The organism is Endozoicomonas atrinae, assembly GCF_001647025.1.
In the GTDB taxonomy this organism is placed as follows: Bacteria; Pseudomonadota; Gammaproteobacteria; order Pseudomonadales; family Endozoicomonadaceae; genus Endozoicomonas; species Endozoicomonas atrinae.
Genome location: NZ_LUKQ02000010.1, coordinates 21,301 through 47,290, shown reverse-complemented (window position 1 = coordinate 47,290; position 25,990 = coordinate 21,301). Strand labels below are relative to the sequence as shown.

Genomic DNA, 25,990 nt, shown 5'->3' with positions numbered 1-25,990 from the left:
GATCATCCTGAGTTTTAATCTGACTGGCTATTTGATCTACCAGTTTTTCGTTGATTTCAACGCTCATTGTTATTCTCCATTTTGGAGTATTAACGACAAGCGTTTACACAATTTAAATTACATTCCCCTTTCTGGCCCTTTTTTACGAAAGATCAAATAGAGCTTACTCTTCGATCTGTTCCAAAGCGCAGTCCAGACGCTTCTTACCAGTACGTTCCAGGTAAGCCTGGAAATCACGTGGCAAACGGCCGGTAGTAGCACCTTCCCACTTGATGCGCTCACCAGATTCATTCTCATATTCAAAAGTATACTTTTGAATATTTCTGCGACGCTTTGGCGCAGCTTCGTCCAGATCCAGGTTTCCCAGCCCCAGGTCATTCATGGAAACACCACGGTCAGCCATAATCTGCTTGATGGCTTCAATGCTTTCCTGCTTCTTCTGACGCTTTTCTTCGTCTTTAGCACGAGCTTCCTGCTTCTCAGTCAGAACATCGTTCAGACGGGAGATGATACGTTCCAGGTCTTCAGCGTGTACATCTTTAAACAGTGAGCGAATACGGGTTTTGCTGCTGAGACGATGCAGAACTTCTTCAAAAATATTCATTTACTCTACGACTCCTTGGTCTTGATAGAACTTCCTACTTAGGAATAAAGATGTTCAATTCGATGAACTTTATACAGCAAGAATTTTTTAGATGGAAGTACCATTATATAAATTTTAAAAATAAAGTGAATCGCTGATAGTAAAAATTTGCCAGTTATTAATCCATAATCAAACGGCAATCTACATCAATCAGGTTATTTTTTTGATCAAATTACTAACAACTCTAATAGGAATAAGTTGTATAAATCAGACAGATAGTTCAAATGAAGTATTTGACTCAGGATAGAAGAGTTTCTCTGGCAATTTTGACATGGTTCATGCCTTTAAAATGCACCAGGCAGAAACATCAAGAAAAGCACCTTTGAGCGACAAAAGTCATTTTACTGATGAATATCTATCAGGAAAAAGTGGTTTGTCTGCACCAAAAAATATCTGCAATCGATAGACTTTTATTTTCTCTTCTTATTCTCACTGCACTGCCAGCTTTGAGTCACTGCATCATTTTCGAACGACTCAATCTCTACATCAAACTGCCAGATCCGGTGTATATGTTTCAACAGTTCATCTGTTTCTTTTCCCAATGGTCGACCTTGATGCTGATAGTGACGGAGCGTCAGCATTCGATCTCCTCGGACATTGACATTATAAACCTGAATATTTGGTTCTCGATTACCCAGATTGTACTGAGCTGCCAGTGACTCACGTATCGCTTTATACCCTGCTTCATCATGAATACTATCCACTTCGAGATAAGATCGGGACTCATCATCCAGAATAGAAAAAAGCCTTAAGTCTCTCATTACTTTGGGGGAAAGAAACTGCAGGATAAAGCTTTCATCCTTAAAGTTTTTCATGGCAAAGTGAACGGTATCCAGCCAGTCACTTCCGGCAATGTCTGGAAACCACTCTCGATCTTCATCCGTAGGATTTTCACAAATACGGCGAATATCCATAAACATATTGAAACCAAGAGTATATGGGTTGATGCCACTGTAATGTGGGCTATCAAAAGAAGGCTGATAGATAACACTGGAATGAGAGTGAAGAAACTCCAGCATAAAGCCATCAGAAACCTTTCCCTCGTTGTATAGCTCATGAAGAAGATGGTAATGCCAGAAACACGCCCACCCCTCATTCATCACCTGAGTCTGCTTCTGAGGATAGTAGTACTGAGCAATTTTTCTGGCAATTCGCAACAGCTCTCTCTGCCACGTTTCCAGCAAAGGCGCATTCTTTTCCAGGAAATAGAGCAGGTTTTCTTCCGGGTCTTTTGGAAATCGCTCTTCCTTTTCCTGCTCTTCTTTCTCAACCTTTGGAATTGTTGTCCAGATATCGTTTAATGTTCTCTGGATATATTCCGCCCTCTCTTCCTGTCTGGCCTGTTCCTGCTCAGCCGATAAGGGCCTGGGTCTTTTATATCTATTTACCCCCTGATTCATTAATGCGTGACAGGCATCCAGTATCTCCTCAACCGCCTCAATGCCATATTTCTCTTCACATTCAGCAATATACTTTTTAGCAAATAACAGGTAGTCAATAATGGACTCTGCATCAGTCCAGGTTTGAAACAGATAATTCCCTTTAAAGAAGGAATTATGCCCATAGCTGGCATGGGCTAATACCAAAGCCTGCATGGTCATCGTGTTCTCTTCCATCAAATACGCAATGCATGGATTCGAGTTGATCACAATTTCATACGCCAGCCCCATTCTTCCCCGTTGATAGTTTTGCTGGGTATGAAGAAAGTGTTTACCAAAACTCCAATGGTTATACATTAATGGCATACCTGTTGAGGCATAGGCATCCATCATCTGCTCGGAGCTGATAATCTCAATTTGATTCGGGTAGGTGTCAAGACGGAAACGGTCAGCAAGACGGGAAAGCTCCTTATCGTATTGTTGAATCAGCTCAAAAGTCCACTCCGGGTCACTTGAGATCAACTTGCTGCTCATGCATTTTCCTTTTTTTCAAACAGTTTGCGGAAAACCGGGTAAATATCACTGGGAGATTTAATCTGCTGCATGGCAAAGTGATCTTTAAACTTCTCGGCGACACTCTGGTACTCACGCCATAAATTCTGATGAGCACGATCAGTGATTTCTACATAACAGTAATACTGAACCTTCTGCATAATCTGTTCAGTCAGAATCTTGGTACAGACACTGGAGTCTCCTTCCCAGTTATCTCCATCCGAAGCCTGAGCAACATAGATATTCCAGTCAGCGGGGCTGTAACGTTTATTGATAACATCCCGAGTCATTTCCAATGCGCTGGAAACAATGGTTCCACCGGTTTCTCTTGAATAGAAAAAGTCATCTTCATCCACCTCTTTGGCCGCCGTATGATGTCGGATAAAGACCACCTCAATCTCTTTGTAATTACGCTGTAAAAACAGATAGAGCAGAATGAAAAACCGTTTGGCCATATCTTTGATGTCCTGAGTCATGGATCCAGACACATCCATCACACAAAACATAACGGCCTTATTACTGGGAGAAGGTACTTTGACCATGTTGTTGTATTTCAGGTCAAAATCATCAATAAACGGTAACTTTTTCAGCTTGGCATTGAGCTCTTTGATTCGTTCCCTTAACTCAATAACCCGTTGCTGATCCGTTTCATCCGGGCTAACTTCCATCTCCCTGAGTTCTTTTTTAAGAGCCCTTATTTCCCGGCGATCACCACCGGATAATGCAATTCGGCGGGCATGGGCAGAGCGTAATGAACGCACAACATTTAACCGATCAGGTGAACCTGCGGTTGTATAACCAGCCTGACGGATCTTGAACTCCGTCATATCCTCAAGCTGCTTTCGAACCAGGTTTGGCAGCTCCAGGTTGTCAAACATATGCTCCAGAAACTCATCATGATTAATCTGGAAACTGAACTCATCCATACCTTCGCCGCTGTTGCCAGCTTTCCCCTTACCACTACCCGAGCCACTACCACCGGATGGTCGCTTTATGCGGTCACCACTGACAAATTCCTTATTGCCTGGATGGACCTGCTTATAACGTCCACCCTGACCATGGTGAAATGTTGGTTCAGAGAGATCTTTGGTGGGAATGGTGACTTCACTGCCAGAAACGACATCAGTAATGGAGCGTTTATTCACAGCATCGGACACTGCTTTCTTGATATGCTTCTTGTATCTTTCAAGAAACCGCTGGCGATTGACGGTACTTTTGTTTTTTCCATTCAACCGTCGATCGATAATAATACTCATGAACACGCTCCTTGTGTGCTCTTTATGAAGAACAGGGCAGAGAGCAGACAGGGTGATAATCCTTTCACCCTGTTAAGCTAGTACTCTGCCTGGACTGCAGTTACTGCGACTTGCGGACGCGAATATACCATTCAGCCAGCAGTCGAACCTGCTTCTCGGTATACCCTCGCTCTACCATGCGTTTTACAAACTCATTGTGTTTACGCTGATCATCCTGGCTGCCTTTGGCATTAAAAGAGATAACCGGCAGAAGATCTTCAGTATTTGAGAACATTTTTTTCTCAATCACTGTGCGCATCTTTTCGTAGCTAAGCCAGCTTGGGTTTTTCCCATTGTAATTAGCCCTGGCCCTGAGCACGAAATTGACTACCTCGTTACGGAAATCTTTTGGATTTGCGATACTGGCAGCCTTCTCAATTTTTTCCAGTTCGTCATTTATAGCCGAACGATCCAGAATATCGCCGGTTTCAGGGTCACGATACTCCTGATCCTGAATCCAGAAGTCAGCATAAGTAATGTATCGGTCAAAAATATTCTGACCATACTCTGAATATGACTCAAGGTAGGCAGTCTGTATCTCTTTGCCCAGTGACTCAATATATTTGGGAGCCAGGAACTCCTTCACATAGCGCAAATAACGCTCGTGCACCTCTTTTGGATACTGCTGCTGCTCAATCTGCTGTTCCAGGACATACAGCATGTGTACTGGGTTAGCTGCAATTTCCGTGGGGTCAAAGTTAAAGACCTTTGAGAGAATCTTGAAAGCAAAACGGGTAGACAAGCCTTCCATGCCCTCATCAACACCGGCTGAATCCTTGTACTCCTGCAGTGGCTTGGCATTGGGGTCCGTATCTTTCAGGTTCTCGCCATCATAAATCCGCATCTTTGAATAAACATTGGAATTTTCCGGCTCCTTGATTCGCGACAAGACCGTAAACTTTGCCAACATTTTCAGCGTATCTGGCGCACAAGGGGAATCTTTCAGAGAGCTGTGAGCAAGAAGCTTCTCATAGATATGAATTTCTTCGGTCACCCGGGTACAGTAGGGCACCTTGACGATATTCACCCGGTCAATAAAAGCCTCATTGGTCTTATTGTTTCTGAACGTTTGCCACTCTGATTCATTGGAGTGAGCCAGAATAATCCCATTATAAGGAATGGCCCCCATACCTTCGGTACTGTTGTAGTTACCTTCCTGAGTTGCTGTCAGCAGCGGGTGCAGTACCTTGATGGGCGCCTTGAACATTTCCACAAATTCCATCATGCCCTGGTTAGCACGGCAGAGTGCACCGGAGAAGCTATAGGCATCAGGGTCGTCCTGGGAATATTCTTCAAGCTGGCGTATATCAACCTTACCCACAAGACTGGATATATCCTGATTGTTCTCATCGCCAGGTTCAGTCTTGGCAATAGCAATCTGGTTGAGAATACTCGGATGCAGCTTCACCACCTTAAATTTGGTGATATCACCGCCAAATTCATTTAACCGCTTAACCGCCCAGGGTGACATGATGCCACCAAGGTAGCGATTGGGGATACCATACTCTTTCTCAAGAATGTCGGCATCTTCACCAGGATTAAAAAGATTTAGAGGGGACTCAAAAACAGGTGAACCTTTTATTGCGTAGAACGGAACTTTCTCCATCAACGCCTTCAGCCTTTCAGCCAGAGAAGACTTACCACCACCGACGGGCCCAAGAAGGTAAAGTATTTGCTTCTTCTCTTCTAACCCCTGAGCAGCGTGCATGAAGTAGGAAACGATCTGTTCAATCGCCTCTTCCATCCCATAAAATTCACGGAACGCTGGATAACGCTTGATCAATTTATTGGAAAATATACGACTGAGCCTTGGGTCCCTAGAGGTATCAACCATCTCAGGCTCACCAATGGCCATAAGCATACGCTCAGCCGCATTAGCATAAGCAGAAGGATCTTTCCTGCACAGTGCCAGATACTCTTCGATGGTCAGCTCTTCCTGCTGGGTTGATTGAAATCTCTGCTGATAATTATTGAAGATGTCCATGCCTTCACCCGCCTTTGTCTGCTTGATTTCCTGGAATAGTTACCAGGAACGTTTGACCGATAGCTAATCTGGAAGCCCACCCTTCTCAAGTACGCTATCGGCAGAGTCAGAACTTTGACCACATTTTTTTATAACTTTTATCGAGCAGCTCTGAATGCCAGAAAGCAGTTCATACTGATCAAAAATGCTATAGAAAAAGGTGACATATAACGCCCGTCAGACAAACCAGAGAACTCTGTGTCATGACCGGCAAAAGCGGGATACGAAAATTCAGTCTAAAAAATCTGGCCTACATTGATGCACTATTTATAACAACTGACTTCCTTGCAGCATGCTGGCAGAGATATTATCCTTCATCGCTCGCAACTTCTGATGGTCTCGCACTTAGCCTTCTCGTCCTGGAAAAGCTGCCCGACAAACATTGCACTATCAAAACATCCCCTGTTTGATAGCGCATTTTTTCTTGCCCCAGATTTTATAATGTGGATTTTTGACTACTTCTGCAACTGTTGAATCATTGCATGGAGGAAACGTGTTGCTTCACCACCCGTTGCTGCACGGTGATCAAACGACAGTGACAAAGGTAAAGTACGGTGACTCTCAGGCTTACCATCAACGCTGACTATTTCTTCTCTCAACCTGCCAACACCGATAATACAAACGGTTGGAGGCACAACTACCGGCGTAGCATATTTCCCGGCAAAGACACCAAAATTACTCAACGTGATAGTTGCACCCTGAAGCTCTGAGCTTGGCAGACTTCTGTCTTTCACTCCTTCTCTAAGCTTATTAATACTTTCACGTACATCCTCTTTCTTCATTCTTGCGACGTCACGCAAAACTGGAACAAACAACCCTTCTTCACTGTCAACCGCCAGTCCCAGGTTAACAGAATCATGAAGCTCCCTGCTCATTGAAGCGCCATCAAACCAGGCATTAAGCGCAGGCTCGACTTCACTGGCACTGGCAATCGCCTGAATCAGGCGAACAGTGATGTCTTCCTGATCTTCCCAGTGATCAATATCCACATCATCAAACAACGTGACCTGGACGACTGAAGCATGAGACTCTGCCATGGTGCGGGCCATATGCTTACGGACACCTTTCAATGGCTCCGGATTTTCCAGGGGGTAGGAAATTGTATTTTGTACAGCGTTTCTACGGTTTGTTACAGCGCCAAGATCTACCTGAAACTGCTCAGCCAGTGATTTAAGTCCACTTTGTGCAATATGAGATGAAGACGATTGCTGAGCCTGTCCATCTGCTGGTGAGCCAATAATAAAAGAATCATCTCTATTGGTGCTGAAATCATCACTGGCCAGTTTACCAACTACAGTACCGCTATCTTCTTCATCGGTTACAAATTCAACCAGAGGAGCTCCTGTGAGAATAGTGTCTCCAGGCTGACCACAGAGACGGGCAATCACTCCTGTGCAGGGTGCAGGAACTTCAACAATGGCTTTGGCTGTCTCGACAGAGACCATGGGCTGATCTTCCTTGATGCTATCCCCTTCTCCCACATGCCATTCGACAATGTCTGCTTCAGGAATACCTTCCCCTAAATCTGGTAAATTGAAAAAGCGCATGACTGTACCCTTTTATTATAAAAATACTGTCTGTTTTCAGTTCTACAGTTCTACAGTTCTACAGTTCTACAGTTCTACAGTTCTACAGTTCTACAGTTCTACAGTTCTACAGTTCTACAGTTCTACAGTTCTACAGTTCTGACAGTATTTGCCGCTCAGGGCTATTAAAATAATGATGCAGGTATTAGTAATAATCTGCATGACTAGTGTCTGGCAAGGCTCTTGATTGATGCTCTGACAATATCATCTACCTGTGGCAGATAATGATCCTCCATTCGGTAGTAGGGCATCGTCGTATCAAAACCAGTGACACGCTCAACGGGGGCCCTTAGATCATCAAACGCCCTTTCCATGAGACCGGCAGAAATCTCAGCTCCCACACCAAAACTCCGGCAAGCTTCATGAACAATTACACAGCGCCCAGTCTTCCTGACTGAAGTCAGAATAGTCTCCATGTCGAGGGGCTTGATGGTAGCGACGTCAATCACTTCTGCAGCAATGCCATGACCCTCCAGAACGTCGGCTGCCTCCATGGTTTCACGAACTGATGCTCCCCAGCTGACCAAAGTCACATCCTGACCCACTTTTAAAGTGAAACAGGTATCCAGTGGCAGAGGATCACTGGAAGCGTCAATCACCTGCTTACTTGCCCGGTATATACGCTTTGGCTCCAGGAAGATCACCGGATCAGGTTCATTAATAGCAGAACGAAGCAAACCGTAGGCTCTGACGGGTGATGATGGGATTACCACTCTTAACCCCGGAATATGGGCAAACAGCGCTTCAGTGCTTTCCGAATGATGTTCCGGGGCATGGATACCACCACCGAAAGGGGCCCGCAGCACCAGAGGACACGCCAACCGTCCCCGGGTTCTGTTTCTCATGCGTGCCGCATGGCAGATTAACTGTTCCATTGCAGGAAAGATGAACCCCATGAACTGTATTTCCGCCACTGGTTTCATCCCCTGGGCAGCCATACCCACACTGATACCCGCAATAAGGGTTTCAGCCAGTGGTGTATCCATAACCCGCTTCAGACCATACTTATCCCGCAATCCCTGAGTTGCCCGAAAGACACCACCATTGACCCCAATATCTTCACCAAGCAACACAACATCCGGATCAATGTCCATAGCATGATCAAGCGCCAGATTGACGGCCTCAACCATGGTCAGTTTATTATCCATTTAGATGACCTCCGGCTGAATTCATGCTTCCCTGACGCTGCTTTTCTCTGGCAAGTGCATCGTTTTTCTGCTGTTCCAGCTGAGCTGGCATATTCGCGTAGTGATAATCAAACAGGTCTTCAATAGCAGGAAGCGGCGTGTTCAGGTAGGTTTCCACCGCCTGCTCAATAATACGATCAGCTTCTTCTTTTAAAGCCTGCTCTTTCCTCTCATCCCACAAACCTCTGTGATGCAGGAAGTTACGAAGACGTTTGATGGGCTCTTTATGCCAGGCATCCTTGAGTTCTTCACTACCACGGTAACGACTGGCATCATCAGCAGTGGTGTGATCGCAAAGCCGGTAGCTGACAGCTTCTATCACGGTAGCCCCCTTACCCTGCCGGGCACGATCAATAGCAGCGCTGACCACTTCATGAAGGGCTATGACATCATTTCCATCGACTTGAAAAGAAGGTAACCCAGCGGCCAGCCCTTTCTGTGCCAGCGTCGGCGCACCTGACTGAATTTTTCTGGGGACCGAAATAGCCCACTGATTGTTATTAATGATATAAACCACTGGCAGCTGCCAGGCACCTGCCAGATTCAACGCTTCACCAAAATCCCCTTTAGACGTAGCACCATCGCCCAGTGCACATAATGCGACCTTCAAAGGGTCACCGGCCTCGTGCCGGATTTTAATGGCTGTTGCTATACCTGCTGCGTGGCCAGCCTGAGTAGCAATGGGTACACAATTGGGTAAATCCTGCCCCCAGGCCGGGCTGGCACTCCCTCGCTCATCACCGCCCCAGTAGAGCATGACATCACTGAGAGGGATGCCTCTTCTCATCAATCCCGGAAGGTCTCGATAATAAGGAATCAGAACATCTTCTTTTTCCAACAGGGCAGCACAAACCGTACTGATTGCTTCCTGTCCAAGACAGGAAGGGTAAGTACCCATCTTACCGGTTCGCTGCAACGCTACCGCTTTATGGTCCCCCTGACGGGCTATCACCATGGTTCGATAATAATCAATGAGAGTCTCTTCATTACTGACCCAAGACGGCAGTTTTTTTATGACTTCGCCTTCAGCATCCAGAAACTGCTCCATAGAGAGCGACGTGTTTTCTGCTAAATCCATTCCTGCTCCCCCTATGCCGTCAACTGTGAAGCGTCATCACCATAAACAATGGCTTCTGCCATTTGATCAGCGATAACACTGGCGGGTAACCCAGCCTGATTCTGTCGGCTGAAAATCTGCAGCAGGGTGTCATGAATGCCACGAAGGCGCCGGTGCATATCATTCTGACTGCTTTGCAGGTAAGTCATGGCAACAAAAATCAGTCCACCAGAATTAATCAGGTAGTCCGGGGCAAAGAGAATTTCACGGTCAAAGAGGGCAATACCGTCTTCCTCAGTCAGCAGCTGATTGTTCGCTGAGCCAGCAACAGCAGCACACTGTAACTGACCAATGGTGTCGCTATTAAGAATGCCTCCAAGGCCACATGGGCTGAACAGGTCGCAGGGAACAGAATATATTTCATCCGGTGCAACCGCTTTGGCACCAAACTCGCGGACACACTGATCGACACGATCTTGATTGATATCTGCAACAATCAATTGTGCGCCATCGTTAGACAGGCGCTCACAAAGGGAATACCCAACATTACCCAGCCCCTGAACGGCAACGCTTAAGCCTTTCAGGTGATCAGGCAGCGCAGGATGCGCTTTAAGGCAGGCAAGCACACCATAATAAACCCCTTCCGCGGTAAACGGTGCCGGGCTTCCGCAGGAGGAAGTACAGGTCACATGGGGTGACTGAGTGGCGATGGTGTCCATATCTGCCACCGTTGTGCCACTGTCCATAGCGGTGGCATATCGACCTCCAAGTTCATTGAGAAAGCGCCCGAAAGCTTCGAAAAGTGCTTTTCGGTCATAGTCACCTTCCGGTTCCATAATAACCGCTTTTCCTCCCCCGAGATCCAGGCCAGCAAGTGCTGATTTGTAGCTCATACCACGGGCAAGGCGAATGGCATCAGTGATGGCTTCGTCAGAAGAAGAGTAAGGAATGATTCGACAGCCACCGAGGGCAGGCCCTCTACGGGTACTGTGAATAGCGATGACGGATTTGAGGCCGGATTCTTCATCAAATTTACAATGAAGATCGTTAATACGCGCCTCGGTAATCTGTCTGAACATGACGGGATCCCTCCGTATGTTGCAGAGCAGCAGGCTCTGGTTTAATGCCATATCTATCGGCATCCCCAGGGTTAGGGCAAGCTGACAAAAATGGCTATTTATTTTTATTCTATACGTTAGAACTTTAATCACGGTCAGATCTTAAAGCTCTATCAACTACCAGGCTTTCTTATAACGCCTTATTCGATTACAGAGGAAGTTAAGTACTATTGTCAACAGTCAATAAGTTATAAAAAACTTCATCCCTTGCCGCTATTGGCCGCTATTTAAATCAAGTATTTGACTTAAAATCTCACAACTCTTAAAGCACGTTTTCATCAGAATCTGTTTTCGCAAAATCATGTAAAAGATGCATTTTGAAAACAAAAGGTGATAACTTAGTCCTTCCTTCCCTCTAATGCATGGAGGCCAAAATGTCGCAAATACAACAAGAAAAGCGTCGATTTCCTAGAAAAACACTGGAAAAAACCGCAGAAGTCCTCGATAACGACACCGGTCTGTCTCTTGGCATTCTTGAAGATGTCTCAAAAGGAGGGTTCAGCATACTGACAGATCAGGGTGTAAGACCCTCAGAAACCCGAAATGTCACGCTGATCCTTCCCGGACCACAGGAAAGTGCTTATCGAGTATCCATGACTGCAGAGTGCGTCTGGTGTCAAACCATCAGTGAACAGGCTGATTTTGCTGCGGGTTTTGTGTTACGCAGTATTAAAGACCAGGATGAGGTCGCACTGAACTACTACATAAGGGATTATCAGGTAGCGGGCGAACTCCAGGAAGGGTAAATACCTTCCTGAAGCCCTCAAACAAGAAGTAAGCACTCACTACAACCCTTTAACAAGTTAAATACTGGTTAGTCTGCAATTGGCAGACTGAGCGTTTCCTTGAGTTCTTCCATCACGATATAGCTCTTGGACTCCCTGACACCTGGCAACTTCAGAAGAATATCCCCTAACAGCTCGCGGTAAGAGGCCATCTCTGAAATCCGGGCTTTGACCAGATAGTCGAAGTGGCCAGATACCAAATGGCACTCCAGTACATTTGGCAGCTTGATGACCGCTTTCCGGAAGTCATCAAAAATATCAGCTGATTTGGTATAGAGGCTGATTTCAACAAACACAAGAAGCCCTGCCTGAAGATACTTCGGGTTCAAGCGTGCAGAATAACCCTGAATAATGCCTTCCCTTTCCAGGCGTTTGACTCGTTCCATACAGGGCGTCGTACTCAACCCGACCTTATCCGCCAGCTCTACATACGATATACGCCCCTGCTCCTGCAGGGTACGGAGAATATTGCGATCGATACGATCCAACTGGCGGACAACTTCTTTTCGGCTTCTCATGATTTCAGTCGTTTTTTGACAATGCGTGTTCAGACACTAACGAAAGTGGAACACGATAGCATAAGGGATTAGTGAGGTTTGTATTCATCTTTTTTAAGACAGGCCCTGATTAAGACAACCGTTCTTCTAATGTCAATGGGCAAATCACCTCCAGCTGAGGGAGGTTAGGGTACGAATGATGAATCTGCAAGTGAGCATTACTAATATCTTCTATCAGGGTTTATCGCAAAACCATTTTCAATCCCTGCATTTTTATGGACAATGCGCGGGCTTTTCACTTCCTTGAGGGTTTGAAGGCTCTTTTCATAAGCAAAAAACGCATGATCGCAGCAAGCGATCCTGAGTTTCTGACGATAAACTTATGTCAGCAGAGCCTATTAAAGCACACTCACCGGGTTCTACCCTGTTCTTTATATTCCGGGCTGGAGAAAATTTTAGATGAGTACAGCATCTGTCTCCCCGAAACATTCCCCAACGCCGTCGACACCACCGACAAAGGGTCGCTCAGGCAATGAGATACTGGTCAAAATCGACCAGGTCACCAAAAAGTTCGATGACATTATCGCTGTTGATAATGTCAGTCTGAATATTAAAAAGGGTGAGATTTTTGCGCTGCTGGGTGGCTCTGGATCTGGAAAATCCACGTTACTAAGGATGCTGGCAGGCTTCGAAACACCGTCTGAGGGCAATATTTACCTGGATGGGCAGAATATTACTCACCTGCCACCGTATCTGCGCCCCATCAATATGATGTTTCAGTCTTACGCTCTCTTCCCTCATATGACGGTGGAACAGAATGTTGCGTTTGGATTAAAACAGGACCGCCTGCCAAAAGACATCATTGCTCAGCGCGTCGAAGAGATGCTGAAACTGGTGCATATGGAAAAGTATGCCCGCCGCAAGCCACACCAGCTCTCAGGTGGCCAGCGCCAGCGTGTAGCCCTGGCCCGAAGCCTGGCAAAACGCCCTAAACTGCTGCTACTGGACGAGCCCATGGGTGCGCTGGATAAGAAGCTGCGCAGCCGCATGCAGCTTGAGGTGGTGGATATCATCGAAGAGGTGGGGGTAACCTGCATTATGGTGACCCATGATCAGGAAGAAGCGATGACCATGGCTGAGCGCATTGGCATCATGGACGCCGGCTGGATTGTCCAGGTCGGCACCCCTATCGATATCTACGAAAACCCGAACAGCCGTATGACCGCCGAGTTCATCGGCTCCGTCAATATGTTTGAAGGCGAAATCACCGAAGAAGAAGCGGGTTACGTCATCATTCAATCACATCAGGTTCAACAGCCTATCTACATCGGCCACGGTATAATGGCGCCACTGGAAGATCGTAAGGTCTGGATTGCAGTACGCCCTGAGAAAACCATGGTGACCCGAGAGCAGCCCGAAGGGAACTACAACTGGAGCAAAGGTGTGGTTCACGACATTGCCTATCTGGGTGGTCATTCGGTTTATCATATCCGGCTTCCATCAGGCATGATGGTGCAGTCCAACATGGCTAACGTGATCCGTACTGCTGATAACCCGACCTGGGGCGATGAAGTCTATATCAGCTGGGATGACGACAGTGGTGTCGTCCTGAATAGCTGATCACCGCTAATCTTATTCAGTATATTTTGTGTTTGAGAACAGTCTGAAGGCACTTCTGAGCTGAAGGCTTTCTATTTCGTAAACTATTCAGGCTTACCACCGTTTAATGTAAGCCACTGGTAACGGATATTTTGTGGAATCTGTCATGTCCAACCTGTTAACAAAAGGCGCCTCCGCGACAGCGTGGGGACCAGAGAGGGTAAACGCCTTAAGGGAACTTTGGGGACGTCGCCTCGTTCTTGGCGTCCCCTATCTCTGGCTGCTGTTATTCTTTCTTGTCCCCTTTCTGATTGTGGTCAAGATCAGCTTTTCATCGGCAGAAATTGCCATTCCGCCCTATTCGGCCATCGTTGAGTACTTCGATGAAGTACTGACGTTTAATTTAAATCTGGGCAATTACCTGTTCCTGGCCGACGATGAGATGTACCTGCAGGCCTATCTGACCTCGATCAGGCTGGCTCTGGTTGCGACCTTCTTCTGCCTTCTGCTGGGCTATCCTATGGCCTACGCCATGGCTCAGGCACCCGGAAGAAAACAAAGTTTCCTGCTCATGCTGGTGCTGCTGCCATCATGGACCTCTTTCCTGATCCGCATATACGCCTGGATGGGAATACTGAAAAATAACGGGTTACTGAACAACCTGTTGATGTGGTGTGGCATTATTGACCAGCCCCTGCAGATCCTGAACACCAATATCGCCGTTTACATAGGCATCGTTTATGCCTATCTGCCATTTATGGTGCTCCCTATTTATGCCAACCTGACCCAACTGGATAAATCACTGCTGGAAGCAGCCAACGACCTGGGCTGCCGTCCATGGGAGACCTTTTTCAGGGTTACCCTGCCTCTGTCCAAGGGTGGCATTATCGCAGGCTGTATGCTGGTCTTTATCCCTGCGGTAGGAGAATACGTGATTCCTGAGCTGCTGGGAGGACCTGAAAGCCTGATGATCGGTAAAGTGCTCTGGCAGGAGTTCTTCAACAACCGTGACTGGCCACTGGCCAGCGCCCTGGCCATGATCATGCTGCTGATCCTCTGTCTGCCTATTGCCTTCTTTAATCGCCAGCAGGCGAAGCAACTGGAGGCCAGCCTGTAATGACCACTGCAACTGAGCACACTAACCGCTTTGGGCGAATCAAAAAACCAGGCTATTCCACCATCATGCTCATACTTGGGCTGATTTTTCTCTATCTGCCCATGTTCATCCTCGTGATTTATTCCTTCAATGCTTCACGGCTGGTGACCGTCTGGGCAGGCTTCTCAACCAAGTGGTACGTGGAGCTGTTTCAGGATGAACAACTGATGGGCGCCGTATGGACCAGCTTGAGAATTGCTTTCTATAGCGCCTCCATGGCCGTGATTCTGGGCACGGTCTCTGCCTTTGCCATTGACCGTTTTGGCAAATTCCGTGGCAGAACCGCCTTTAACAGCATGTTAACAGCTCCACTGGTGATGCCGGACGTGATCACTGGCCTGTCGCTGCTGCTGCTGTTTGTCACCATGGCAGACCTGATCGGCTGGCCCATGGAGCGGGGCATGTTGACCATCTGGATCGCCCACGTCACCTTCTCCACCGCCTATGTTGCCGTTGTAGTTGGGGCAAGATTGCGGGAAGTGGATCGCTCAATTGAAGAGGCTGCGATGGACCTGGGAGCCACCCCATTCAGAACGTTCTTTCTGATCACAATCCCAACCATTGCTCCATCATTGGCAGCAGGCTGGTTACTGGCATTCACCCTGTCTCTGGATGATCTGGTTATTGCCAGCTTTGTCTCCGGCCCGGGCTCAACCACTCTGCCAATGGTGGTATTCTCATCCGTGCGTCTGGGGATCTCGCCCAAAATTAACGCCATGGCAACTCTGATCATTCTGGTCGTGTCTCTGGCTGCGCTGTTTGGATGGTGGTTTATGCGCCGTTCAGAAAGGGAAAGAAGAGCCAGTTTGGAGAGGTTTGGAACCAGCTAAGTAGTCTATGATAAACGTGATACCCCGAATTAAGGTCTGGGGTATCACATTCGCAATCGACATTAGGTAGCAACGCTTGGAGAGTTTTAATCCATCCAAGCTTTTTTATTAATAAATACCTCTGTCATTCACCTCTCCTTTTACTCGCTCCAAGTACCCAGAGTCAGGATAACCAAAATTTGCGGGCCCGCCATGGGTATTTGTTTTATGATGAATATCATTCCATGTTATAACACCTTCTTTCCCTGAAGTTGTTGACCTTCCAATCGTAAATGTTTGCCTTTGATCGAATGCTTTCCGTAATAAGCGTAAGACATCTCTTCCCTCACTATCATCAGGCAGGTAAGTCGTTCGGCTAATTCCTTTGTAGGATGCGCCCGGCTTAGGATGACCTGCTCCCTGTACTCCATCAGGAAAAGAGTAAGTAATGGTAATTATTCCCTTCCCCTCATAACCGGGTAATGAGGATGAAGCATCGAAATTCCATGACATTTTTCCACCAATAGGCTGATTACCTATCCAAGTTCCAGAAACGATCTTCTTGGTTACAGGACACTGAAAACACTGCTTCTTAAGGTATGAGTCTTGAACAGCGTCGACTGAAATATAGTAATTCTTGCCACCAATTTTATAGCTAAGCAGCTGACCATATTCAAAATCCTCGTATTCCATAAGCAAAGTGGGCTCTCTAACTTTTTCATCACCCTCAGGGCCTCTCTCATATGCTTCAATTGCTGGAATACGACGTACTATCTGAAATCTATGACTATCGCTAATAAGTCTTTCCACATTACTTTTCAGAGGATGGCTAGGGTTGACACATTTGAGCACCCCATCTCCATCAAGTATCACATCCTTTTTACGATCTGCCCGAGAATTTGCTGACGTACCATATTTTGAACCATCAGCAGCCGTCAAACTCATGCTCCCCAGGTCACGAGTAGCAGACACCTTCAGCGGAGTATGAGAAGCTGTCGATGAAGAGCTGCCATCACGACCAGAGTCAGGAGTAGTACTGTCCCACATTCCATATCTACTGGATGACCTCACAAAGGGAGCAGCAGGCTCAGGACTCGCACTCCGCCTGGTTGAGTCATGATCATCAAACAAGGAATGCATACTCTTTGAGTGGCTTCTATCTAACCGAGGACCAGCAGCCATTGGTGCATAATCATCATCTGACATTGGCGACGCCGGGGTTTTACGGACAACACAGAGCTTTGGAAGCCTGCCTTTTTCAGCCATCAATAGCACCTTAGGGTCTGAATAAGCCCGATTCAGTACATCGTTGAGCGCGCTCTCAGTGACCCCTTCAAGCTCATAAATCGGGAATAACAGCCTTTCTCCTGGGGAGGCATTCATTAATAGCGTAACCAGCCGCTCTGAAAACCCATGTCTATCCGCTATTTGTGGAAAGAGAACCGAATGAATTTTTTGACAAGCTTTGTAACCGTCAGTTTTTTTATAATCCCATGCCTCACATTGATAGTACTGCTTTCTTTTCAGGGCATCCTCGCCACCGCCCATGATCATATGCTCGATATACCCCCCCCTAACACCTCCTTTCGATGCCACCTCAGTATTTAGCACACTACTCACATCATGTACGGCATTAACTAATGAGAACGGCTTTTTGTTTCCAGAGCGCTTTCGGGCATAGCCAAGTACTCCTTCAGGATGGCTAACCTTCCTGGCAGTGACTACTCGCAGTAGTGAATCGGCAGGTATTGAAACTGGAGATGCTGGTCTTAAGCGGGGTGACAATCCTGCTCCAGATGGCGAATAAGGGGAAGGTTTTTTTCGAATGGCACCAGATCCTGCCGGGAATGCAGTTCCTGAGATACCTGTAGATGATGGGCTGGCAGGAGCTCCACCTGAGGGTAAATGTAATGGATAAGCAGTATTCAGACTATCAAAGATCTGAATAAACTCCTCATGAACCTTCCAGTCATCACCCTTCCAACCCACGAGTATTAATTTGGGTACTTTTGGTAATGCTTGTATACGCGGATGCTGATAAGCCGCATGAAGAGCATGAGCCATATCCATTCCACTGCCACCAAAAACAGCACAACCTATAAAACAACTGACAATGGTATTGCTACCTTTTTTATGAGCTTCAAGAAGAAGTGAAACAAAAGTGTTTGTGAAGTCCTGATGATAGCTTTGCTCATCAAAGCGCTGTTTCTTCCGTCCACCAGGACTTGGAACGGTATAGTCCTTTACATCTGGGGCTACTACGTTATGAATATACTGACAATGGCTCAAACCAAACTTAGGGTCCGAGCCATATCCATATGATTGAGTTGTATAACAACTGCCAGTTGGAACCGGCGCTTGAAGACCAGTATCCAGGTCAAATTGCTTGCCAAGATCTTTTGAAAATTGTTCTGCGATACCTCCACCATGTTTCATTTCCCTATTTGCTGCATTGACCAGATCAAATGGTACTCCTTGTTTCGAGAGCTCTTTGGCATAACCGAACATTCCCTTATCAGCGTTCATCACTACTTGCAGCTGGCCATTAATCAGCTCCCTTGGCTTATTGTAACCACTGCCAGCACCTGTTGTAGCGGTAGCGGTTGCAGCCCCGGTACTGGTAATTGAAGAGGGCATTTTTCCCGGTGAACGTGTTGAAGGAATTCGTCCGCCTAATTCATTCCACTTACTTTCAAAGTCTGCACAAACTGTTTTGTCATTATCTATAGAAGACATGCCCACCAGAATCAGTTCTGGTGCCTGCTTACCTGTTGCTTCAAAACCAGCCTTGGCTTCCGAAACAGCTTGTGCCAAGGCTTCTCCTGTTCCACCCGCACGACCACAACCGAGAAGAGGACAGAAAACGCGCTTTACTCCATTACGATCAGCCGATTTAAAAACCTCAAGAAAAGTATTTTTTAGCGCTGTTTTAAAATTCCGGTCACCCGCTAAAGGAACCGACACATTGTGAACAGTTCGGCAATTGCTTAAATCAGACGGTTTTTTGCCTCCACGTTCACAGTCATAAGTGAAACATTCTCCGTAATTTATTCGATTCTGACGCTGCTGAGACACCCGGTTATAATCACCCCAAGAGCCTCCAAACTTGTCTTTGATAATCTTCGCGACACCAGTATCCATCTGCATGCTCTGGTCGACAGAGTTCACTATTCCATAGGGCTTGCTAGCATTTTCACGGCCAGCCCATGCCAATAACCCATTATGACAGGTAACCATTTTCACACGACCAGGTAACGTTTTTTCGTTACCTGTACCTGCAACTGAAGAAGAGGCTGAAGTTCCAGATATGGGGCTGGTTCTTGTAAAAGGAGTTTTTAATCTACGCACTGGTGGACGCGTTGAAGAGGTTCGTCGGCCTAACTCATCCCACTTACTTTCAAAGTCTCTGCAAGCTGCTTTGTCGCTAGTTATGGAAGACATACCCACCAGAATCAGTTCTGGTGCCTGCTTACCTGTTGCTTTAAAATCAGCCTTGGCTTCTGAAACAGCTTTTGCCAAGGCTTTTCCTGTGCCACCCGCACGACCACAACCGAGTAGAGGACAGAAAACGCGACTTATTCTATTGCGGTCAGCCGCTTTAAAAAGCTCAAGGAAAATATTTTTAAGCCCTGCTTCAAAATTCCAGTCAGCCGCTAAAGGAACCAGCACATTGTGAATAGTCTGGCAATTATTTAAATCATAGGTTTTATAGTCACGGGTAGAATCATAAGTGAAGCATTCACCATAATTTATTCGATTCTGACGCTGCTGTGATACACGATTGTAATTACCAGCAGCCCCCCCAAATTTATCTTTGACAGCTTTCGCAACACCGGCATCTAATCGCATGTCCTGGTCGACAGAACTCACTATTCCATAGGGTTTGATGGCATTTTCACGTCCGACACATTCCAGTAACCCATTATTACAGGTAACCAGTGTCACACGGTCTGGCAATGGTTTTCTTTCAAAACTAGCAAGGTAAGCACGATAAGATGACAGATCACGTTTTGTGACATGTCTTGTTGAAGATAAATGTTTCAGTGCTGGATGTAATGACAGTTGATGACGCAGGCGCGCTTTATCTGCTTCCGTAACTGATCGCCCATGGAAAAATTTTATCTCTGTACTAATCCCACATTCTTCGAGATCAAGAGACGCCTTAGCCTCCACCAGATTACAGAAGTCTTTAACAGCAATATCCATTTTAACAGCAAGATCCATTTCCATCTCCTTGAGTAGCATTACAGAAGTTTTTTTATATTAAGGAATAAAGTAGAGGCTACGTAGAACGACGCCATTAATAGTTGGAGTGAAATTTGGAGATATAGTTCCAATAAGGTAGAACTTTTCATCCTATAAAACTGGAAGAAAAACAAATCGTTAGGAATTAGATTAAAAACTGTCACTCATACTAACAACCACGTTAGACTGAAATTAGCAAGCCTTGTGGAACCAGGAATCTCTGATCGATTGATAAAACAAGATCATCAATATTAGAATTTTTTATTTTTCGAAAGTGAATTGGCTTAATACATTAATTTATTTTTTGTTTTTCGGTTTGATCAATTTACATATTGATTCAGATTCCCACTTCATCAAAATCCGCATAATCAGGGATGAGGATACCTTGATACTGGACAGGAACACGGTTCAAATTACAAAGCAGCTGGTAAGGTATAGTACCTGCGCCGTGTGCCACTTCATTAATAGACAAGTCATCCCCCCACAAGATTGCACGATCTCCTATTTTTACATCTGGCACATCGGTTAAATCCACAGTCAGCATATCCATGGATACTCTGCCCACCAGCGGTACACGGTAGCCATTAATAAATACCGGTGTTCCGTTGGCAGCATGACGGGGGTAACCATCCGCGTAACCAATTGCAACCACACCAATTCGGGTTGGTCTTTTGGCTATCCAATGACTTCCATAGCCAACAGAGCTTCCAGCCGGAATGTCTTTAATGCTGATGATGGCAGAACTCAGTTCCATCACAGGCTTTATTTTCTGCTCAATGCCATGAGTTTCTGGAAATGGAGACACGCCATAAAGCAGCAGGCCAGGACGATTCCACTCCCCCCGAGCTTCTTTCAGTGCAACGAGTCCTGCTGAATTACAGAAACTGCGTTGGCCAGGCAGGTCATGGGTATAAGTATTGAAGGTTGTCAGCTGCTGTTGAGCATGATCACTGTCTGACTCATCTGCACAGGCAAAATGACTCATCAACACAATGTCTTTAACAAAAGTCAGATCATTGAGTTGCTCCCAGGCCGTGCGATACTGATCAGGAGCAAAGCCAACCCGTCCCATACCCGAATCCATCTTCAGCCACAGTCTTACTGGATGGTCCAGAGGATGGGCGACTAATGCATCAATCTGATACTGATGATGAATAACGGTATCCAGATGATACTGGTCAATCATCTCCAGCTCTGAAGGTTCAAAAAAGCCCTCCAGCAGCAGTATGGGCTGTTTGATCCCAGCAGCACGAAGCTCCAGGGCCTCCTCAATACAGGCAACTGCAAATCCGCTGGCAATATCGGCAAGCGCGGTCGCACAGGCAGTTGCACCGTGGCTATAGGCGTCCGCCTTTACTACAGCCATCACCTGACCACTACCAGACAGTTGTTGGGCAATACGATAGTTATGACGCAGTGCATCAAGGTTTATCGTTGCTGTTGCTGGTCGACCCATGCCTTTTGATATTCCCCCGAAAATGCCAGTTAAAGGCAGCATCCTATCAATTAATAACTATCAGCTCTTTATGTGTTTATCGAAATCGTTATATTGAATAAATAATACCCTTTAGCCGTATTTATCCATAGCTTTGATTGCTTTTTATTCTTAAATAGACCGGAAGAGCCCACCTGAAAAAGTCAGCTTCTCAGTAAAAATGCAGGAGTCAGTAGAAATAGAGATAGAGGAGCAACCTACAGCTGCAGGTGCTCCTTTAAAGAGACAGGGACAGGCTTATTCCGCTTTATTTTTGGGGTCATCTGTATTCCGGGACCGGGCTTCCATGGAAGAAAGGATGCGTCTGGCTAAACGACCAATGCCGGGCTTCTGATCATCAACAAAAGGAACTGGACGACAGAGCGCCATGGCCCTGAGTCCAATGCGAGCCGAATAGATACCTACGCCAACCCCGCTTGCAGCCTGGGAGCTCACTACACTCAGCAACTGGTTGGACGTAAAATCCGCCAGCTGATCAGACAGCAGCTCTGTAGTACCCGCCAGCGCCATCTGCTCCAGAACCATTTTTAACAGGTGGGTACGAGCAGGCAATGAAGGCCTAACACCATATACCTGGCAGATCTCATCGAGCATCCGAATACTGCGCCAGACAGACAGCAGCATATCGACAGCAGCAAATGGGCTGAGTGCCACCATCAAAGCGACTTGCTGGCTATGTTGTGAAATAAGGGTAAGTGCGTGCTGATCCAGTTTCTGGAAAAAATGGCTATCCAGGTAAGACAATAGCTCGCTGTCATCAGCGTAATCAGGCATCTCAGATAACACTTGTTCCAGCAGCACCTGCTGAGGCTTGCCCTGATAGAGTTTACTCAGCTGCCCAAGCCAATGTTTTTTTAATACTGCTGTTCTCTGATCTCGAAACTGTACAGCCTGCTCCTGCAGTTCGGTGATATGTTTGAAGTCCCGTTGATACAGGAAAAACTCGACAACGGCTTTAACGGCTATGACCGCCAGGGCCAGAAAAAGCACGGAAAACAGCAAGGCTAATGACCAGTGCAGTTGATAGAGAAAAAGGCCCAGTTCGACCGTTTGCCAAAGCACTAATATCAACAGCAGAGCCAGTAGCCCATACAATGCTGACTTCAGAAAGCGTACTGGTTTGGCTACCAGCTCAGGTCCTGTTAACACCCGATCCTGAAAACCATCACTGATGGAATCAGGTGTATCAAGGGGTTGCTCTGGTTCCAGAGGGATAAAGTATGGGTCGTGATGTCTGCTCATGAAAAACGGTCTCCCAGCAGATCATTAAGAATACTATCCAGGCGGATGTGGGGTAATCGTCCACCAGCGGTCAGCTGCAATCCCTCTGGCGGCATCAGTCGGCGCAGCTGCCACTGGCCCAAAGCCTGCCAGTCATCCATCACCGGAATCTGTTCAGGAATATCCGGGTGCAGCAGCACTCCCGGGCCCTGTTCTGTCATCCCCTGCAGAGCCTGGCGCCCCTGATAGTCTACATAAGTCGTTGAGCGAACGGCTGCAACCGCTTCGCAGCGGACATCAATAGCATTAAACGCCGCTCTGCGCCTTGCATCCTGAACCAGATTTGCCGTCAGCCCTCTGACCGCTTCATGCTGATCAGGCAGTACCTGGTCAATTTTACTGGCGGCGAAAACAACCCGGTCGATTCGTGGCTGAATTAATCTTCTGAGCAGACTGTTGCGCCCATAATCAAAACTTTGAAGTACCTGGGTCAAAGAGAAGCGAAGGTCATCAAATGCTTCCTGGCCACTGTTCAACGACTTGAGAACATCAACCAGCACCAGCTGTCGGTCGACCTTCTGAAAGGTATGTCGATAAAAGGGTTTGACTCGAGTTTCCAGATAGTGCTGATAATGCCTTTCACACACTTTGAATAAAGAGCTTTCTGTAGCTTCTCCAAGCTTATCTTCTGGAAGACCCGTCATCGAAAGCAGAGGAATAAATGGAAGTTTACTCTCATCACCTGAAGGTTCGGCATGAAGCCAGCGTCCGGGCTGAATCATGGTCAGACCAGCCTGCTGGCAAGCCTTGAGAAAGGTCAGTTGCTCCTGCCATAGCACCTGCAGTTCCAGCTCAGAAATGGTTTCCAGAGGATCAATGGACTTCAGCTTTTCTAAATAGCTCCGACCGATAGACAGGCGCATTGCACTGTTGAAAAGGCTATGACATTGAGCACACCAGGCACGGTAATCCATATCCAGCAACGGCAGATCCAGTAACCACTCTCCAGGATAGTCACGAATCTCCAGATAAAGACGACTGATCCCCGGTTTTCCCCGGCGAAATAACCCAGGCTGATTACGAAACTTGATCTCCAGCAGGCAGCCCGATTGATCCCTTGTCGCTTCCGGCCAACGACCTCTCGATAACGCCTCAATGCCTCGCTGATAAGGAAACAGTTCAACTCCATCCAGAGCAGACAGCTTTACTCCCAACAAACGATCCTGCAAAACCGGTGGAAAAGCAGCCAGAAGCGCACCTGGATAATGCTGTAACTGATGAATAAGGCTGGTGATCAGAGTGGTCTTGCCACTGCCACTGAAGCCAGTGACCCCGAGTGTAATACGTCGGTTAAGCAGCCGGTCGACGCCATTTTCCAATGAACTGGCCGCAGATCTGGCAAGATCCACCGCTTTGTCCTGCCCACTCTGGAAAGACTGCCTAACCTTATGCTTTATCGGTTTCATCGCAATATCCGGGTTAAAGGCATTGGGCAGTAAATACCAATGGCGGATTAACCAGTTTATCCTGGGCTTCAATCAGCTGAAGCTCATTACTCCCTGTCTGGCAGGCATGTTCAAACAATCCAAACATGACTCCCGCCGTATATTCAAGGGCAGGCTTCAGGTCTTTAACGGCCAGATATCTGGCCAGAAAAACGGCGGTTGCCACATCACCTGAGCCACCAATGGCACCAGGCTTTTCAAAAAATGGCGTCTGCACATACCAGGCATCCCGCTCAGTGACCACCATCATCCCAACCTTACTGTTATCGGAATCGTCAGGCATCACACTGGTCACCAGAACAATCTCTGGACCAAGGGCAGTCAGTGCCCTGCCAGCCATTTTTACACTATCCAGCGTTGAAGCCCTGAGGCCAGTCAGCAGCTCAAGCTCAAACTGGTTTGGAGTGACAATATCTGCCATGGGTATCAGAGAGTTAAGGAACCATGACGTCAACGCTTTATCAACATAGACTCTGCCATCATCACCCATAACGGGATCACAGCAATAAAGCAGCTCCGGGTTCTGCTGTTTGAAGCGCTTTACCGCATCACCCAGTACTTCTGCTGTTTCCGGTTCTCCCAGGTAACCGGACAGTATTCCATCACATTGCCCTACTACTCCTTGTGCATCAATGCCCTCCAATACGGCCTCCACCGTTTTTGCTGACACAGTGGAACCTTTCCGGTTTGGCCCGGAGTGAGAGAAAAGCACCGTATAGACTGGCCAGACATTTACCCCCATACGCTGAAGCGGAAATACCGCTGAAGCATTACCTGCGTGTCCCAGGGAAACATGGGACTGTATTGACAATATATTCATAGCTTCATCCAGACCAACCACTTTTCTGGTCAGTACATCATCTCAACTGCCACTTCTCTGACGATGCCAGAAAGCCATTGGCATAGACTGTCGTCTCTATCTGAAGGTTTCGTCCATTAATGACCAGATGGCGAACCACTTCGTTCAATATTCCGCCTGGGCTGTACTCGATCTCTTCTTCCGGTATATCTTTTGTCGACCTCGAAATACGCTTTCGATCATCCCCCGGACGGATACGCTGCACAGGCTGTGTGATAACTTCATCCACTGGCTGAATCGATGGCAATGGCTGGATAGGCAGTATTGGTAACGGTTGAATAATGGCTGGTGGTTCCGGCTTCTCTTCTTCCGGTTTGGCTGGCTCAACCTTTCTGACAAAATAACGCTGCAGATAGATCAGTTCGTTGGCACCAATATGCATAACCTCAATATCACCATCAGACCCGCGACTGTCCATACGGAGGAAGCCATCAACCTGATAGAGGCTGAATTTTTCTGAGTAGCGGCTCTTTCTTTCAGGGTTATAAATCTCGGAGCGAAACGTCATATCTCTACGGTAGTCGCCGTCAACATCCATATTCAGACTAGTCCTTCGTTCAATCTGGCGGGCATTGTTCTCACTGCCAACACAGGTCACACGACGAGCATCTCCCTGCCAACGTCTATCAACCTTTTTCAGGAAGGCCTGGAGGTTTCTCTGCTCCGTTGCAGATAATGGCTCCGCTGTTTTGTAATCAAAAATGTTGTCTCCCGCTATCACAGAAGGAGAAGGCTCATAACAAACGACAGCCTGAGAGGGAATAGGAGTTATCATCAGCCAGGCAAAAGCAGCCATCAGGAACGGTGGCATAGCGCCTCGGCAATAAAATAACTTGATCACAAATACTCCCCCACGATACGCAATACACTGACCACGGAATACTTATCTTCTTTCAACATAAAGGCCATAAGCTTCAGATGTAATGCAGTTTTAAAACGACGGGGTGAGTGTACGTTGCAGAAAAAAAGGGAGCAAATC

The 25,990-nt window shown here is 46.9% G+C and carries 19 protein-coding genes; 4 read left to right on the top strand and 15 right to left on the bottom strand.

The annotated features are described in order from the left end of the window. Positions 1–163 precede the first annotated feature (163 nt). The 8 genes from AK963_RS02830 to AK963_RS02795 all read right to left on the bottom strand — a co-directional run bounded on the left by AK963_RS02830 (position 164) and on the right by AK963_RS02795 (position 10,801). The gene (locus AK963_RS02830) at positions 164–604 is read right to left on the bottom strand and encodes an H-NS family histone-like protein (protein ID WP_066013960.1); all 441 of its coding nucleotides are present in this window, start codon (positions 602–604) and stop codon (positions 164–166) included. Between the two features lie 449 nt (positions 605–1,053). Continuing rightward, positions 1,054–2,556, bottom strand: a complete 1,503-nt coding sequence (locus AK963_RS02825) for a SpoVR family protein (protein ID WP_066013959.1) — start codon at positions 2,554–2,556, stop codon at positions 1,054–1,056. Next, positions 2,553–3,830, bottom strand: coding sequence for a YeaH/YhbH family protein (locus AK963_RS02820; RefSeq protein ID WP_066013958.1), 1,278 nt, complete (start codon positions 3,828–3,830; stop codon positions 2,553–2,555). Before AK963_RS02820 ends, AK963_RS02825 begins: the two co-directional genes overlap by 4 nt. A 100-nt stretch (positions 3,831–3,930) precedes the next feature. After that, the gene (locus AK963_RS02815) at positions 3,931–5,853 is read right to left on the bottom strand and encodes a PrkA family serine protein kinase (RefSeq protein ID WP_066013957.1); all 1,923 of its coding nucleotides are present in this window, start codon (positions 5,851–5,853) and stop codon (positions 3,931–3,933) included. 494 nt (positions 5,854–6,347) lie between these two features. Further along, on the bottom strand, positions 6,348–7,439 hold the full coding sequence (locus AK963_RS02810; RefSeq protein ID WP_066013956.1) for a dihydrolipoamide acetyltransferase family protein: 1,092 nt from the start codon (positions 7,437–7,439) through the stop codon (positions 6,348–6,350). A gap of 203 nt (positions 7,440–7,642) precedes the next feature. Beyond that, a complete protein-coding gene (locus tag AK963_RS02805) occupies positions 7,643–8,626 on the bottom strand; it encodes an alpha-ketoacid dehydrogenase subunit beta (protein WP_066013955.1) in 984 nt (327 codons plus the stop codon). Next, a complete protein-coding gene (gene pdhA / locus AK963_RS02800; protein ID WP_066013954.1) occupies positions 8,619–9,743 on the bottom strand; it encodes a pyruvate dehydrogenase (acetyl-transferring) E1 component subunit alpha in 1,125 nt (374 codons plus the stop codon). Before pdhA ends, AK963_RS02805 begins: the two co-directional genes overlap by 8 nt. A gap of 11 nt (positions 9,744–9,754) precedes the next feature. Continuing rightward, positions 9,755–10,801, bottom strand: a complete 1,047-nt coding sequence (locus AK963_RS02795; protein WP_066013965.1) for a Leu/Phe/Val dehydrogenase — start codon at positions 10,799–10,801, stop codon at positions 9,755–9,757. A gap of 413 nt (positions 10,802–11,214) precedes the next feature. Here AK963_RS02795 and AK963_RS02790 point away from each other — a divergent pair, with 413 nt between their 5' ends. Continuing rightward, entirely contained in the window at positions 11,215–11,586 is a 372-nt protein-coding gene (locus AK963_RS02790; protein ID WP_175404417.1) for a PilZ domain-containing protein, read from the top strand. A 68-nt stretch (positions 11,587–11,654) separates the two neighbouring features. Here the strand turns inward: AK963_RS02790 and lrp are convergent, their stop codons facing one another. Continuing rightward, positions 11,655–12,143: a leucine-responsive transcriptional regulator Lrp gene (gene lrp / locus AK963_RS02785; protein WP_020582577.1), complete on the bottom strand. Its 489-nt coding sequence runs from the start codon at positions 12,141–12,143 to the stop codon at positions 11,655–11,657. Between the two features lie 438 nt (positions 12,144–12,581). On the opposite strand from lrp, the gene potA reads away from it, so the two are divergent. From potA to AK963_RS02770, 3 genes are all read left to right on the top strand, one after another. After that, a complete protein-coding gene (gene potA, locus AK963_RS02780; protein WP_066013952.1) occupies positions 12,582–13,742 on the top strand; it encodes a polyamine ABC transporter ATP-binding protein in 1,161 nt (386 codons plus the stop codon). Positions 13,743–13,887: 145 nt separating this feature from the next. After that, the gene (locus tag AK963_RS02775) at positions 13,888–14,838 is read left to right on the top strand and encodes an ABC transporter permease subunit (protein ID WP_066013951.1); all 951 of its coding nucleotides are present in this window, start codon (positions 13,888–13,890) and stop codon (positions 14,836–14,838) included. A gap of 65 nt (positions 14,839–14,903) precedes the next feature. Continuing rightward, positions 14,904–15,707, top strand: coding sequence for an ABC transporter permease subunit (locus tag AK963_RS02770; protein ID WP_083232413.1), 804 nt, complete (start codon positions 14,904–14,906; stop codon positions 15,705–15,707). A 108-nt stretch (positions 15,708–15,815) separates the two neighbouring features. Here AK963_RS02770 and AK963_RS02765 read toward each other — a convergent pair whose 3' ends face one another. From AK963_RS02765 to AK963_RS02740, 6 genes are all read right to left on the bottom strand, one after another. Then, positions 15,816–19,910, bottom strand: coding sequence for a macro domain-containing protein (locus tag AK963_RS02765; RefSeq protein WP_066013949.1), 4,095 nt, complete (start codon positions 19,908–19,910; stop codon positions 15,816–15,818). A 358-nt stretch (positions 19,911–20,268) separates the two neighbouring features. Continuing rightward, positions 20,269–21,387, bottom strand: a complete 1,119-nt coding sequence (gene alr / locus AK963_RS02760) for an alanine racemase (RefSeq protein ID WP_066013964.1) — start codon at positions 21,385–21,387, stop codon at positions 20,269–20,271. Between the two features lie 276 nt (positions 21,388–21,663). Continuing rightward, complete coding sequence (locus tag AK963_RS02755; RefSeq protein ID WP_066013948.1) at positions 21,664–22,668, bottom strand: TIGR01620 family protein; 1,005 nt, start codon at positions 22,666–22,668, stop codon at positions 21,664–21,666. Next, positions 22,665–24,113 (bottom strand): YcjX family protein, encoded by a 1,449-nt coding sequence (locus AK963_RS02750; protein WP_066013947.1) that lies wholly within the window; start codon positions 24,111–24,113, stop codon positions 22,665–22,667. The genes AK963_RS02755 and AK963_RS02750 overlap by 4 nt, the downstream gene beginning before the upstream one ends. A gap of 13 nt (positions 24,114–24,126) precedes the next feature. Next, positions 24,127–24,972 carry a pyridoxal kinase PdxY gene (pdxY, locus tag AK963_RS02745; RefSeq protein ID WP_066013963.1) on the bottom strand — a complete coding sequence of 282 codons (846 nt, stop codon included), beginning with the start codon at positions 24,970–24,972 and terminating at the stop codon, positions 24,127–24,129. Between the two features lie 37 nt (positions 24,973–25,009). Further along, on the bottom strand, positions 25,010–25,852 hold the full coding sequence (locus tag AK963_RS02740; RefSeq protein WP_139117214.1) for a hypothetical protein: 843 nt from the start codon (positions 25,850–25,852) through the stop codon (positions 25,010–25,012). Positions 25,853–25,990: the final 138 nt, after the last annotated feature.

Coding starts and splice junctions, on each gene's coding strand:
- AK963_RS02820 (WP_066013958.1), bottom strand. CDS start 3,830: ATGAGTATTATTATCGATCGACGGTTGAATGGAAAAAACAAAAGTACC.
- AK963_RS02750 (WP_066013947.1), bottom strand. CDS start 24,113: ATGAAACCGATAAAGCATAAGGTTAGGCAGTCTTTCCAGAGTGGGCAG.
- AK963_RS02815 (WP_066013957.1), bottom strand. CDS start 5,853: ATGGACATCTTCAATAATTATCAGCAGAGATTTCAATCAACCCAGCAG.
- AK963_RS02810 (WP_066013956.1), bottom strand. CDS start 7,439: ATGCGCTTTTTCAATTTACCAGATTTAGGGGAAGGTATTCCTGAAGCA.
- AK963_RS02755 (WP_066013948.1), bottom strand. CDS start 22,668: ATGAGCAGACATCACGACCCATACTTTATCCCTCTGGAACCAGAGCAA.
- AK963_RS02765 (WP_066013949.1), bottom strand. CDS start 19,910: ATGGATCTTGCTGTTAAAATGGATATTGCTGTTAAAGACTTCTGTAAT.
- AK963_RS02770 (WP_083232413.1), top strand. CDS start 14,904: ATGCTCATACTTGGGCTGATTTTTCTCTATCTGCCCATGTTCATCCTC.
- potA (WP_066013952.1), top strand. CDS start 12,582: ATGAGTACAGCATCTGTCTCCCCGAAACATTCCCCAACGCCGTCGACA.
- AK963_RS02775 (WP_066013951.1), top strand. CDS start 13,888: ATGTCCAACCTGTTAACAAAAGGCGCCTCCGCGACAGCGTGGGGACCA.
- AK963_RS02795 (WP_066013965.1), bottom strand. CDS start 10,801: ATGTTCAGACAGATTACCGAGGCGCGTATTAACGATCTTCATTGTAAA.
- AK963_RS02830 (WP_066013960.1), bottom strand. CDS start 604: ATGAATATTTTTGAAGAAGTTCTGCATCGTCTCAGCAGCAAAACCCGT.
- AK963_RS02790 (WP_175404417.1), top strand. CDS start 11,215: ATGTCGCAAATACAACAAGAAAAGCGTCGATTTCCTAGAAAAACACTG.
- lrp (WP_020582577.1), bottom strand. CDS start 12,143: ATGAGAAGCCGAAAAGAAGTTGTCCGCCAGTTGGATCGTATCGATCGC.
- pdhA (WP_066013954.1), bottom strand. CDS start 9,743: ATGGATTTAGCAGAAAACACGTCGCTCTCTATGGAGCAGTTTCTGGAT.
- AK963_RS02825 (WP_066013959.1), bottom strand. CDS start 2,556: ATGAGCAGCAAGTTGATCTCAAGTGACCCGGAGTGGACTTTTGAGCTG.
- alr (WP_066013964.1), bottom strand. CDS start 21,387: ATGGGTCGACCAGCAACAGCAACGATAAACCTTGATGCACTGCGTCAT.
- pdxY (WP_066013963.1), bottom strand. CDS start 24,972: ATGAATATATTGTCAATACAGTCCCATGTTTCCCTGGGACACGCAGGT.
- AK963_RS02805 (WP_066013955.1), bottom strand. CDS start 8,626: ATGGATAATAAACTGACCATGGTTGAGGCCGTCAATCTGGCGCTTGAT.